The organism is Candidatus Karelsulcia muelleri, assembly GCF_002243425.1.
Lineage (GTDB): Bacteria > Bacteroidota > Bacteroidia > Flavobacteriales > Blattabacteriaceae > Karelsulcia > Karelsulcia muelleri_E.
Window position 1 is genome coordinate 204,694 of the sequence record NZ_CP021172.1, and the last position, 13,341, is coordinate 218,034.

14 protein-coding genes are annotated in these 13,341 nt (G+C 23.2%); 6 read left to right on the forward strand and 8 right to left on the reverse strand.

Translation table 11 applies throughout. From position 1 onward, the window contains the following. Positions 1-31 precede the first annotated feature (31 nt). Together pdhA and CA211_RS01140 are read left to right on the forward strand one after the other, a co-directional pair. Positions 32-1,033 (forward strand): pyruvate dehydrogenase (acetyl-transferring) E1 component subunit alpha, encoded by a 1,002-nt coding sequence (pdhA, locus tag CA211_RS01135; RefSeq protein WP_094248628.1) that lies wholly within the window; start codon positions 32-34, stop codon positions 1,031-1,033. Between the two features lie 6 nt (positions 1,034-1,039). After that, positions 1,040-2,161, forward strand: coding sequence for a dihydrolipoamide acetyltransferase family protein (locus CA211_RS01140; RefSeq protein WP_094248629.1), 1,122 nt, complete (start codon positions 1,040-1,042; stop codon positions 2,159-2,161). On the opposite strand, the gene CA211_RS01145 is transcribed toward CA211_RS01140, so the two are convergent. Further along, on the reverse strand, positions 2,144-2,866 hold the full coding sequence (locus CA211_RS01145; RefSeq protein ID WP_094248630.1) for a TerC family protein: 723 nt from the start codon (positions 2,864-2,866) through the stop codon (positions 2,144-2,146). The two genes, CA211_RS01140 and CA211_RS01145, sit on opposite strands and share 18 nt — an antisense overlap. A 45-nt stretch (positions 2,867-2,911) precedes the next feature. On the opposite strand from CA211_RS01145, the gene CA211_RS01230 reads away from it, so the two are divergent. Both CA211_RS01230 and gap read left to right on the forward strand, forming a co-directional pair. Beyond that, positions 2,912-3,070: a hypothetical protein gene (locus tag CA211_RS01230; RefSeq protein WP_192940293.1), complete on the forward strand. Its 159-nt coding sequence runs from the start codon at positions 2,912-2,914 to the stop codon at positions 3,068-3,070. 228 nt (positions 3,071-3,298) lie between these two features. Beyond that, positions 3,299-4,303 (forward strand): type I glyceraldehyde-3-phosphate dehydrogenase, encoded by a 1,005-nt coding sequence (gene gap, locus CA211_RS01150; protein ID WP_094248631.1) that lies wholly within the window; start codon positions 3,299-3,301, stop codon positions 4,301-4,303. 4 nt (positions 4,304-4,307) lie between these two features. Here the strand turns inward: gap and CA211_RS01155 are convergent, their stop codons facing one another. Further along, positions 4,308-4,733 (reverse strand): type I restriction enzyme HsdR N-terminal domain-containing protein, encoded by a 426-nt coding sequence (locus tag CA211_RS01155; protein WP_094248632.1) that lies wholly within the window; start codon positions 4,731-4,733, stop codon positions 4,308-4,310. Between the two features lie 10 nt (positions 4,734-4,743). Between CA211_RS01155 and CA211_RS01160 the strand changes: the two genes are divergently transcribed. Both CA211_RS01160 and CA211_RS01165 read left to right on the forward strand, forming a co-directional pair. Further along, complete coding sequence (locus tag CA211_RS01160) at positions 4,744-5,598, forward strand: DNA polymerase III subunit delta (protein WP_094248633.1); 855 nt, start codon at positions 4,744-4,746, stop codon at positions 5,596-5,598. 8 nt (positions 5,599-5,606) lie between these two features. Next, positions 5,607-6,326 (forward strand): TrmH family RNA methyltransferase, encoded by a 720-nt coding sequence (locus tag CA211_RS01165; protein ID WP_094248634.1) that lies wholly within the window; start codon positions 5,607-5,609, stop codon positions 6,324-6,326. Here the strand turns inward: CA211_RS01165 and pheS are convergent, their stop codons facing one another. The 6 genes from pheS to ilvD form a co-directional block, all read right to left on the reverse strand. After that, a complete protein-coding gene (gene pheS / locus CA211_RS01170) occupies positions 6,327-7,295 on the reverse strand; it encodes a phenylalanine--tRNA ligase subunit alpha (RefSeq protein WP_094248635.1) in 969 nt (322 codons plus the stop codon). A gap of 13 nt (positions 7,296-7,308) precedes the next feature. Continuing rightward, entirely contained in the window at positions 7,309-8,574 is a 1,266-nt protein-coding gene (gene ilvA, locus CA211_RS01175; RefSeq protein ID WP_094248636.1) for a threonine ammonia-lyase, read from the reverse strand. 74 nt (positions 8,575-8,648) lie between these two features. Next, entirely contained in the window at positions 8,649-9,683 is a 1,035-nt protein-coding gene (gene ilvC, locus CA211_RS01180; RefSeq protein WP_094248637.1) for a ketol-acid reductoisomerase, read from the reverse strand. A gap of 9 nt (positions 9,684-9,692) precedes the next feature. Continuing rightward, positions 9,693-9,944 carry an acetolactate synthase gene (locus tag CA211_RS01185; protein ID WP_094248638.1) on the reverse strand — a complete coding sequence of 84 codons (252 nt, stop codon included), beginning with the start codon at positions 9,942-9,944 and terminating at the stop codon, positions 9,693-9,695. A gap of 4 nt (positions 9,945-9,948) precedes the next feature. Further along, entirely contained in the window at positions 9,949-11,646 is a 1,698-nt protein-coding gene (gene ilvB / locus CA211_RS01190) for a biosynthetic-type acetolactate synthase large subunit (RefSeq protein WP_192940294.1), read from the reverse strand. A gap of 12 nt (positions 11,647-11,658) precedes the next feature. Next, on the reverse strand, positions 11,659-13,341 hold the full coding sequence (gene ilvD / locus CA211_RS01195) for a dihydroxy-acid dehydratase (RefSeq protein ID WP_094248639.1): 1,683 nt from the start codon (positions 13,339-13,341) through the stop codon (positions 11,659-11,661).

Below are 13,341 nucleotides of genomic sequence, written 5' to 3' on the forward strand. Positions count from 1 at the left end.
TAAATTAAATTTATTATAATAATATAAATTAATGAAAAAAATTAATAATGATATATATTTAAAATGGTATAAAGATATGTCATTTTGGCGAAAATTTGAAGATAAATGTAGGTCTTTATACTTAAAACAAAAAATAAGAGGATTTTTACATTTATATAATGGGCAAGAAGCTATACCTGCAGGTCTTGTTCATGCTATGGATCTTAAGAAAGATAAGATGATTACCGCTTATAGATGTCATATTTTAGCTATTGCTATGGGGGTAAACCCTAAAAAGATTATGGCTGAATTATTTGGTAAAAATACTGGAACTTCTTGTGGAATGGGGGGGTCCATGCATATTTTTAGTAAAAAATATCGTTTTTATGGAGGTCATGGAATTGTTGGCGGACAAATACCTTTAGGAGCAGGAATTGCATTTGCTGATAAATATTTTTCTCGTGATGCTGTAACAATAACAATTATGGGGGATGGAGCTGTTAATCAAGGATCACTTCATGAAACTTTTAATATGGCAATGATTTGGAAATTACCTGTTGTGTTTATATGTGAAAATAATAGATATGCAATGGGAACTTCTGTAAAAAGAAGTTCTAATATTAAAGATATATATAAAATAGGTTTTTCATATAAAATGCCATCTTTTTGTGTAGATGGAATGGATCCGTTAAAAATATATGAACATGCTTATAATGCAATATCAAGAGCTAGAAATGGTAATGGTCCTACATTTTTAGATATTCTCACTTCTAGATATAGGGGACATTCTATGTCAGATGCAGAAACATATAGGAGTAAAAAAGAAGTAAATGAATCTAAAAATAGAGACCCTATTCTTCTTATAAAGAAATTGATTTTAAAAAATCAAATAGTTACAGAAAAAGTTTTGAATTCATTTCAAGATGAAATTAATAAAAAAATTAATGAATGTGTTAAATTTGCAGAATTGTCAGATTATACAAATTTAGAAAAATTGTATAGTGTAGTTTATAATCAAAAAGATTATCCTTTTTTAGAAAAAAAAATAAATTAAATAAATATGGCAGAAGTTATATTTATGCCTCGTCTAACCGATACTATGGTAGTAGGTACTGTTGTAAAATGGCATAAAAAGATAGGTTCTAAAATTTTAGAAGGAGATATTTTAGCTGAAATAGAGACTGATAAAGCAATTCAGGAATTGGAAGCTGAATATAATTCTACATTGCTTTATATTGGAATAAAAGAAGGAGAAAGTGCCCCAGTAAATAGTGTATTAGCTATTTTAGGTTCTGAAAATGAAGATATTAGTTCTTTGCTAAAGCAAAAGAAAATTAATAATAATTATAAAAGAATTTTTATTTCTCCTTTAGCTAAAAAATTAGCTTTTGATAAAGGCATATCATTAGATAATATTAAAGGTACTGGAATTAATGGACGAATTATAAAAAAAGATATAGAAAGATATATTGATAATAATTTAGATGATAAAAAAACAAATAGTTCTAATGAAGTTAACCATTCTAATATTAGAAAAATAATTAGCAAAAGATTAATTAATTCTAAAATTGAATCACCTCATTATTCTTTATTTATAGAAGTAATTATGGATAATTTAATTAAATTAAGAGACTCGATTAACGAAAAAAAATATTTAGATAAAATATCTTTTAATGATTTAATTGTGAAAGCTTCAGCTTTAGCTATAAAAGAAAATCCAAAAATAAATTCTTCTTGGACAGAAAAAAGTATATTATACCATAATAATATAAATATAGGTATAGCAGTAGCATTAGAAGATGGTTTAATTGTTCCTGTAATTAATCAAGTAGATGAAAAATCTTTAAGACAAATTTCTTTTGAAATAAAAGAAAAAGTAATAAAAGCTAAAGAAAAAAAAATTAAATCTAATTCATTAGAAGGTAGTACTTTTACTGTTTCAAATCTTGGAATGTTTGGTATAGATTCATTTACTTCTATTATAAATCAACCTAATTCTTGTATTTTATCTGTAGGAAGTATTAAAAAAAAACCTATTATAAATAATGATAAAATTGTAATAGGTCATACTACTAAATTTACATTAACATGTGATCATAGAATTATAGATGGTGCAGTAGGTAGTGATTATTTAAAAAGTTTAAAAAACTTATTACAAGAGCCATTAAATATTATTATTTAATAATTTTAAATATATAATTGGAAGGATGAATATACTAAGACTAATTAAAGAAAATGAAATATTCAAAATTTTACTTTGTAAAAAAGTAGTAAAATAATCATCTGGATATAGAATCTCATAAATAGAAATGATTAATTTGAATCCTAATAATATTATTATAATAAATGCAGATTTTTCTAAAGAAGAATAGATTTTTTTAAATCTTAATATCTTTATTGTACTAATTCTTATTAAATAGAGACTGATAAAGATTCCTAAAACAATTAATAATGTATTATTGGAATAAGATAATCCTCCCAAAATGTTATCTATTGAAAAGAAAATATCTATTATTTCGATATAAATAATCGTTTTCCAAACTTTAAAATTTTTATTTAAAAATATAAATGTTCTCTTTTTAGAGAGAAAATGATTAATTCCTAAATATATTAAGTATGAACCCCCAATTATCTTTAACAACCACATTTTCATTATTACAGAAGCAAAAAATAAAGAAATTATTCTAAATATATATGCACCTATAATACCATATTTTAACGCTTTTTTTCTATCTTCTTTATTAAGGTGACTAACCATAGTAGTTAATATTGCAGCATTATCTATAGATAATATAGCTTCTATTAAGACTAAGTTCAAAATTCTAGATATAGAATGTATAGGATTGTATACAATTTCTTTTAAAAGATTTATGAATAAATGTGACATTTAAGTTATAATTATGTTTTTTAAAAAATATATATACAAATAACAATGTTATATGTATTTATAGAAGGTGGTGGCAATTCCTATGATATATATGGAACTTATTTTACATTAAATACAGCAATAGAAGTTATGGGATGGGAAAATATTCAGTATTTAGAGCGTAGTAGGTACTGGAGCTTTCTTATACCAGAAAAAAAAGTATAATTATTGTTTCTGAAGGCTAAATCTACAAAAAATCCTTATTATGAGATACGTAGATTAAGTCATACTACTTTTTCAGATAGTGTTCTTGCTAGTAGCTTTAATTTAAGGTAAAAAAAACGTAATGACCAGAATAAAAGTAAGATTTCCTAGGCCTTAAAATTGATATAGATCTGATTAAGAGATCAGATATTATAGCTTGTTAAGAAATTATTTCTTAAAATAAAGAATATGTCTAAAATTAGAATTGGTATCAATGGATTTGGAAGAATAGGTAGGTTGCTATTTAATGCTTCTATAGAGAGAGAAAATATTGAAATAGTAGCTATAAATGATATATTAAATGTTGATTATATAGCTTATATGTTAAAATATGATTCAACACATGGACTTTTTAGAGGTAAAATAGAAATAGATAATGATAATCTAATAGTTAATAATAAAAAAATTAGAATAACCTCTGAAAAAAATCCATCTAAACTTGATTGGGGAGTTATAAATGCAGATTACATAGTAGAATCAACAGGAGCTTTTCTTACATATGAAAAAGCATATAATCATTTAAAATCTGGTGCTAAAAAAGTAATATTATCTGCACCTCCTAAAGACGAGATTCCTATGTTTGTAATGGGTGTTAATCATTTTATTTTAAAAAAAAATCAAAATATCATATCTAATGCATCATGCACTACTAATTGTTTAGCTCCTATAGCTAAAATATTAAATGATAATTTTGGAATTTTAGAAGGATTAATGACAACTGTTCATTCAGCTACAGCAACTCAGAAAGTTGTTGATTCTCCATCAATTAGAGATTGGAGAGGAGGCCGTTCTGCGCTAGTTAATATTATTCCATCATATACAGGTGCAGCTATTGCTGTTGGCAAGGTAATACCTGAATTATATGGAAAATTAACAGGAATGGCTTTTAGGGTTCCTACAGTTAATGTTTCAGTAGTAGATTTGACAGTTAGTTTAAAAACTAAAACAAATTATGATGATGTAAAGTACGTTATGAAACAAGCTTCAGAAAATGAATATAAAAATATTTTAGGATATATAGAAGATCCTGTAGTATCAATGGATTTGATTGGAGATAAAAGAACATCAATCTTTGATGCCAACGCAAGTATTATGTTAAATTCTACTTTCTTAAAAATAATATCATGGTATGATAATGAAGTAGCTTATTCTAATAAATTACTAGATTTAATAGAATATATAAATACTTTGTAAAAGTTTATTTAAAATTTGGAATTTCATTAAAAAAAATAATAATATTATTTTTAATATCAATTTTCAAAATTATATTATTTATCCAATTAGTTATTATTAAAAAATAACTTTTAATATAAAAATTATATCTCATAATTTGAGATAATACTTTTTGTGAAAAAATACATGAAGATTTACATTCAATAAGAATATAAGGTTTTTTTTTTTTATAAACGATAATATCTATACGTGTTTTAACATTATTAAATAGAAAATATTTTTCTACAAAAATAGAAGATATATTATAGCCTTTATTATATATTAAATAATATAACATATGTTGTCTAACATATTCTTCTTTAGTAAGAAGATAATATTTCTTTCTAATAAGACAATAAATATATGTATTATTATTATGATATTTATATTCAAAGTTATATTTAATTTTCATATTAATTAAAATGTTTTTAAAATATAAACAAAAATTACTTAAAGATTTAAAAAATAAAAAAATAAAACCTATTTATTTTCTAATGGGGGAAGAAAGATATTTAATATCTAATTTATATCATTCAATTGAATTTTTTTTTAAAGAAAAAAAAATATTATATGGATATGATCTAGATATTAATAATCTAATTATTATTGCAAAACAAATATCTATCTCTGTATATAATTTAATTATTGTAAAAGAAGCACAATATTTATCAAACAGTATTGAAAATTTATATAAATTATTAATTTCTCCTATTGAGAATACAATACTAATTATTTGTTATAACAATAAAGTTATTGATAAAAACACTAATTTTTATAAAAAAATAAAAAAAAATGGATTTATATATAAAAGTGTAAAATTAAAAAAAAAAGAAATATTTAATATAATTAAATATGAATTTGAATATATAGGATATATTATTACTGATAATACTGTTAGTTTTATAATAAAAAATTTAGGTGAAGATTTCTATCAAATAAATAATGAAATCAATAAAATGATTTTGAATAAAAAAAGATATAAATATTTTATAAAAAAACAAATATATAAATATTCTAAATTAGAAACATATATAGTTGAAAAACAATTTATAAAAGCTTATAAAACAATTTTTTATTTAAAAAATTGTACAATTAGTATTGTATTAAAACAAATTTTTACGTTTATTATAAGTATAATTAAATTTAATTTAATTACGTTAATGAATAAAAACAAAAAAAAAGATCCATTAAATAAAATTCTCTCAGAGATAAGAGATACTGAAATAAATGATGAATATATTATAAAATTACTTTTGTATAAATTATTTAATAATTAATTTAAAGTATGAAAAAAAATATACTTACTATTTATGGAATAAACCCTTTATATGAAGCAATAAAATATAAAAAAAAAATTTATAAAATATTCATAATAAAAAAATTTATTAATTTGAAATTAAAAAAAATCATAAAATTTTCTTATTTAAAAAAAATTCCAATTTTTGAAATATTTAAAAAAAATAATAAAAATAATCAAGGAGTATTTGCAATTATTGATCCTATAGAATTCTATAAAATAGAAGATATAATACCTAATATTTATTATAATGGAAAAATTCCATTGTTACTAATTTTAGATAGTATAACAGATGTTAGAAATTTTGGTTCTATTGTTAGAACTTCAGCTTGTACTGGTGTAGATGCTATTATTATATCTAATAACAAGATAGTAAATAGTGATTCTATCAAAACGTCATCAGGTGGCCTTTTTAAAGTCCCAATTTGTAAAGAAAAAAATATTATTAAAATAATTAAAATTTTAAAAAATTATGGAATTCAAATTATAGCTGTAACAGAAAAAACAGATTATATATGCTATAATATTAATTATAGAAATCCTACAGCTTTTATATTAGGAAGTGAAGAAAAGGGGATATCAATAAATTATTTATCTATTTGTAATAATAGAGTTAAATTACCTTTAATAAAAAATTCTTTAACATCTTTAAATGTTTCAGTAGCTTGTGGTGCTATTTTATATGAAGCTCTTAGACAAAGACTTTAGTTAAAATTCTTTTTTAAATTGTTTTAAAAATCTTAAATCATTTTCAAAAAAATATCTTATATCATTGATTTTATAAATCATTAATGTTATACGTTCTATTCCCATACCAAAAGCAAAACCTGAATATAGATCAGGATCTATATTCACATTTTTTAAAACAATAGGATCTACCATTCCACATCCAATTATTTCAAGCCATTTATTATTCCATAATATATCTAATTCTGCGCTTGGTTCTGTAAATGGAAAATAAGATGGTCTGAATCTAGTTATTGATTTACCAAAAAAATTTTTAATAAAAAAATTAATAGTAGATTTCAAATCTTTAAATGAGACTTTTTTATCTAAATATAATCCTTCTATTTGATGAAACATACAATGAGAATAGGCAGAAATTTTTTCATTTCTATAAACCCTACCTGGTGAAATTATTCTTATAGGAGGTTTATTTTTTTCCATATATCTTATCTGTACTGAAGATGTATGTGTTCTTAATAATTTATTACTTTTTTTTATAAAAAAAGTATCTTGCATTTCTCTAGCTGGATGATAATATGGAAAATTTAATGCTGTAAAATTATACCAATCATATTCTATTTCTGGGCCTTCACAAATTTTAAATCCTATTTTATTAAAGAGATTTATAATCCTATGTTTAATTATAGAAATAGGATGTCTAGATCCTAATTTGTTTTTTTTTCCAGGTTTTGTTAAATCATCTATTTCTAAATCATCTATTATTATTTTTTTTTTTTTTAAAATTAAGTTTTTAATTTTTTTTTTTAATAGATTAAGTGATAATCCTATATTTCTTTTTTCATTATAATCAATTTTTTTCAATTCTTTAAATAAAGAATTTAAAATTCCTTTTTTACCTAAAAATTTTATTCTAAAAAATTCTAATTCTGAAGCAGAATTTATATTAATTATATCTAATTCTTTATTTAGATTTTTAATTTTATTTAACATAATACTTTTTTATTTAGATAAGTATATCAAATAAATCTGGGTTATCATTAATATATTGATAATGTATATTATAATGTTTCATTTTTTTAATCATTCCTGAAAAATCTTCTTTATCTGATAATTCTATTCCTATTACAGCTGGACCTTCTTCTTTAGAAGTTTTTTTAGAATATTGAAAATATGTGATATCATCATTGGGACCTAAAATAGTACTTACAAATTCTTTAAGTGCTCCAGCACGTTGAGGAAATCTAACTAAAAAATAATGTTTTAATCCTTTATAGATCAAAGATCTTTTTCTAATTTCTTCCGTTCTGATAATATCATTATTTCCTCCACTTAATATACAAACTACATTTTTATTTTTTATTTTATCAGAATAAATATCTAATGCTGATATAGATAAAGCACCAGCAGGCTCTGCTACGATTGCTTCTAAATTATATAAATCAAGTATTGTTGTACAAACTTTTCCTTCATGTAAAGGTTTTATATCATATAAAACTTTTTTACAAATCTTAAAATTTAATAATCCTACTTTTTTTACAGATGCACCATCTATAAATTTATCTATATTTTTTAATTCAATTACTTTATTTTCAATAAATGAAAAACTCATAGAAGGTGCTCCTTTAGGTTCTACACCTATTATTTTAGTATATGGACTTATATGATAAAAATAACTTCCTACTCCAGATGCTAATCCACCACCTCCAACAGGAAGAAAAATATAATCTATCTTATCTTTCATTTGTTGTAAAATTTCTAATCCTACTGTTCCTTGTCCTTCTATAATTCTTTTATCATCAAATGGATGTATAAATTGTTTTTTCTCTTTTTTACAAGATTTAAATGCTTTATAACTACATTCATCAAATGTATCTCCTGTTAATATTATATTAATATAATGTTTTCCAAACATTTTAACTCTATCTATTTTTTGTTTGGGAGTAGTTATAGGCATATATATTGTACCAAATATTTTTAATTTATTACATGAAAATGCTACACCTTGTGCATGATTACCTGCACTTGCACATACAATCCCATTTTTCAGATCATCATTTGATATACTTTTAATTTTATTGTATGCACCTCTAATTTTATATGATCTTACAATTTGTAAATCTTCTCTTTTTAAGAAAAGATTACATTTATATTTTTCTGATAAAATTGTATTTTTTTGTAAAGGAGTATTATAGATTATATCTTTTAATATATATTTTGCTTCTATTATATCTTTAACTGATGGAAAATATTCGTTTATTGATGAATTCACTTATTTATAAATTATATATTATTAAAGTAAAGGCTTATTTTTTTACTTTATTTAAAATAAGCCTAAATTATTAATTATGGTCTTAGTTTACGTACTATTTCACCTGTTTTCCATAATTCACTTTCTTTAATTTCTTTTAATTCTTTTTTAAGATTTTCTCTATAATCATTTTTACTATTTGATAGTATAGTTTTTTCAGCTTCTTTTCCTGAAGAAACTTTTTTATAAAGATTCCTAAATATTGGAAGATTAATATCTCTAAATTTTTTCCACCAATCTAAAGCTCCTCTTTGGGCAGTTGTAGAACAATTTTCATACATCCAATCCATTCCTTTTTCTGCTATTAAAGGCATCAGACTTTGTGTTAATTCTTCTACAGTTTCATTAAATGCTTCTGATGGCGAATGACCATTTTCTCTTAAAACTTGATATTGAGCAGAAAAAATTCCTTGTATAGCACCCATTAGAGTGCCTCTCTCTCCTGTTAAATCAGAATAAACTTCTTTTTGAAACGTTGTTTCAAATAAATAAGCTGATCCTATTCCAATTCCTATTGATAAAGCTCTTTGTTTTGCTTTTCCAGTATAATTTTGATATATAGCATAACTTGAATTAAGGCCTTTTCCTTCTTTTAAGAGTCTTCTTAAACTAGTTCCTGACCCTTTTGGGGCAACAAGAAATATATCTATATTTTTGGGAGGTAAAATATTTGTTTTTTTATTAAAAGTTAATCCAAAACCATGTGAAAAGTATAAACCTTTTCCTTCAGAAAAATATTTTTTTATTTTTGGCCATACAGCAATTTGCCCAGCATCAGATAATAAAAACATTATTATTGTACTTTTTTCTACTCCTTCTTCTATAGAAAATAATGTTTTATTTTCTATCCAACCATCTTGTAAAGCCTTTTCCCATGATTTGGAATTTTTTCTTTGCCCGACTATTACATTAAATCCATTATCACGTAAATTAAGTGCTTGTCCAGGACCTTGAACTCCATAACCTAATACACATATAGTTTCATTTAATAGAAAATCTATAGCTTTTTCTAAAGAAAAATCTTTTCTTGTTATAATTTCTTCTTCTATATTTCCAAATTTTAATTTCATAAATTAATTTTATTTTAAATTATAAAAATAAATTTTTTTTATTCCTATAATTCTTTTTATTTGTTTAATAATTTTATTAAAATTATATATTTTATAATTTTTTATTTCAATTTTTATAATGTATACATAATTAGTATATAATTTTTTATTTATTAAAATAATATTATTAATATTAATATTTCTTCTATTAAAGATTAGAATAATTCTTATTAAGAAACCTATTATATTATCTGATATAATTATTATATTTATTTTTTTCATAAAATTAGATTAATCTAATCTCCTCTATAGAATCCCCAGGAGGAATCATAGGAAAAATATTATATTCTTTTTCTATAATTATTTCAAGTAAATATGAATTTGTTTGATTTAACATAATTTTAATATATTTTTTTAATTTTTTTCTATAAAGAATTTTTTTAGACTTTATTCCATAAGCTTCACCAATTTTAATAAAATCTGGATTTACAATCTTAGTATTGGAGTATCTTCTTTCAAAGAATAATTCTTGCCATTGTCTCACCATTCCTAAAAAATTATTATTTAATATAATTAGATTTATAGAAATCTGTTGTTGCAGAATAGTACCTAATTCTTGTAGAGTCATTTGAATTCCTCCATCTCCAACTACACATATTATTTGACTATTTTTAGCACCTATTTTAGCACCTATAGAGGCTGGTAAAGCAAACCCCATTGTTCCCAATCCACCAGAAGTAATTTGACTTTTATTACAAGTAAAATTAAAATATCTAGAAGCAGACATTTGATGTTGTCCTACATCTGTTACTAAAACACTATTATCTTTTTTATATAAATTAATACAATTAATAACTTCACCCATAGTTATTCTTCTATTAAGAGGATATAAATCAGATTTTATTACTTTTTTTTTTTCTATTTTTTTAAAAAAATTAAATTTTTCTATCCAATGAATTTTTCTATCTATCTTAAGATTAGATAATAATTGTTTTAAAATCTTTTTACAATTTCCTAATAAAAATATATTTGTATTAATATTCTTATTAATTTCAGATTCATCTATATCTATATGAATAATCTTAGATTCTTTAGCATATTTAGTTATATCTCCTGTAACTCTATCATCAAAACGCATTCCTATTGCTATTATTACATCCGATTTGTTTGTTAACATATTAGGTGCATAATGACCATGCATTCCTAACATTCCCATGTTTAAAATATCTACTGTTTTTAACGCACATAACCCTAACAGGGTACTAGCTGCAGGAATATTAGTTTTTTCTATAAATTTTTGTAATTCTTTTTCTGCATTAGCTAAAATGACTCCTTGCCCAATAAGAAGAAAAGGTTGACTAGAATTCTTAATAACAGTAGCTGCTTTTTTTATTCTTTTTCGATTTATACTTTTTTTATAAAAAAGTTTATTGATTTTAATAAATTTTTTATATTCTAAATTTGATAATTCTAGTTGTGCATCTTTTGTAATATCTATTAGAACTGGACCTGGTCTTCCAGATTTAGCTATAAAAAAACCTTTTGATATAATATATGATATATCTTTAGCTTTTGTTACTTGATAATTCCATTTTGTAACAGGTAGAGAGATATCTATTATATCAGTTTCTTGAAAAGCATCAGTACCTAATAAATTAGATGAAACTTGTCCAGTAATGCATAGTATTGCTGTACTATCTATTAATGAATCGGCTAAGCCAGTAATTAAATTTGTGGCTCCAGGACCTGAAGTAGTAAAACATACGCCAACTTTTCCACTAACTCTAGCATAACCTTGAGCAGCATGTATAGCACCTTGTTCATGACGTGTTAAAATATGTGATATATGTTTTTTATAAAAAAATAATGCATCATATATAGGCATAATAGCTCCTCCAGGATATCCAAATATATATTTAGTATTTTCAATAATCAGTGTTTTTATTAGAATTTCTGATCCTTTCATATCATTTTTATGATTCATAATTAATTTACATTACAATTTATCTGTTACACATCCATTATAAGCAGATGATACAGTTTTTGTATACTTATATAAATAACCTGAATTTACTCTTAAAGGTGGAGCAATCAAATTTTTTTTTCTATTTTTTATTTCTTTTTTTGATATTTTTAATGTTATAGTATTCTTTATTGCATCAATTATTATAATATCTCCATTTTCTATTAAAGCAATTAATCCTCCATTTTGAGCCTCTGGAGTAATATGACCTACTACAAATCCATGAGATCCTCCTGAAAATCTCCCATCAGTTATTAAAGCAATTTTTTTACTTAAATTAGCCCCCATTATATAAGAAGTAGGTTTAAGCATTTCAGGCATTCCAGGACCCCCTCTAGGACCTACATATCTAATTACTATTACATCTCCTTCTTTAATTTTATTATTAATTATTGCTTTATTAGCAGAGTTTTCTGAATTAAAAACTTGTGCAAATCCTGAAAAAATATCACCTTCTTTTCCAGTAATTTTAGCAACAGCTCCATAAGAGGCTATATTACCATATAAAATACGTATATGCCCATTTTTTTTTATAGGATTTAATAAAGGATATATAATTTTTTCTTTAAAAGAAAGATCAGGTATATTTTCTAAATTTTGTTTTATTGTGTTTCCTGTTACAGTAATACAATCTCCTTCTATATATCCTTCTTTTAATAAATATTTTATAATTATAGGAATTCCTCCCATATCTTGTATATCTTCCATTAAAAAATCTCCACTTGGTTTTAAATTAGCTATAATTGGAACATTATTATTTAGATTTTGAATCTCATCTAATTTTAGATCTAAATTAGCAGTTTTAGCTATTGCTAAAATATGTATTACTAAATTTGTTGATCCTCCTAATGCTATTGCCAAAGTTATAGCATTTTTTATAGATTTATAAGTAATAATATCCAATGGTTTAATATTATTTTTTAAAATATTATTTATATAATAACCTATATTAATACATTCTTTTTTTTTAAAGCTACTATTAGCTAATGATGAAGATGAATATGGAATGGTAATTCCCATTGCTTCAAGACAAGAAGCCATTGTATTAGCTGTATACATTCCTCCACAAGCTCCTGGACCAGGACAAGCATGTTTAATTATATTTTTATATTCTAATTCTGAAATTTTACCTATATTTTTTTCTCCTAAAGCTTCAAAAGCAGAAACTATATTTAATTTTTTACCATTATAATATCCTGATGATATACTACCTCCATATACTAATATAGAAGGTCTATTAATACGTAACATTGCCATAACTATTCCAGGTATATTTTTATCACATCCTGGAATTCCTATTAATCCATCATAATGTTGAGTTTTAACAACACTTTCTATACTATCAGCTATTAATTCTCTTGATGGTAAAGAATATCTCATTCCAGATGTTCCCATAGACATACCATCACTAATACCTATAGTATTAAATTTAAACCCCACCATTCCAGTTTTTTTTATAGATGATTTTATATTATTACTAATAATATGTAAATGCATATTACATGGATTACCTTCATACCAATTACTAACTATGCCAACTTGAGCTTGATTAAAATCATATTCTTTTAACCCAGTAGCATACAGCATTGCTTGTGCAGCAGGTAAAGTCTTATTTTTAGTTAATTTAATACTAAATGTATTAATTATTTTCGCCAT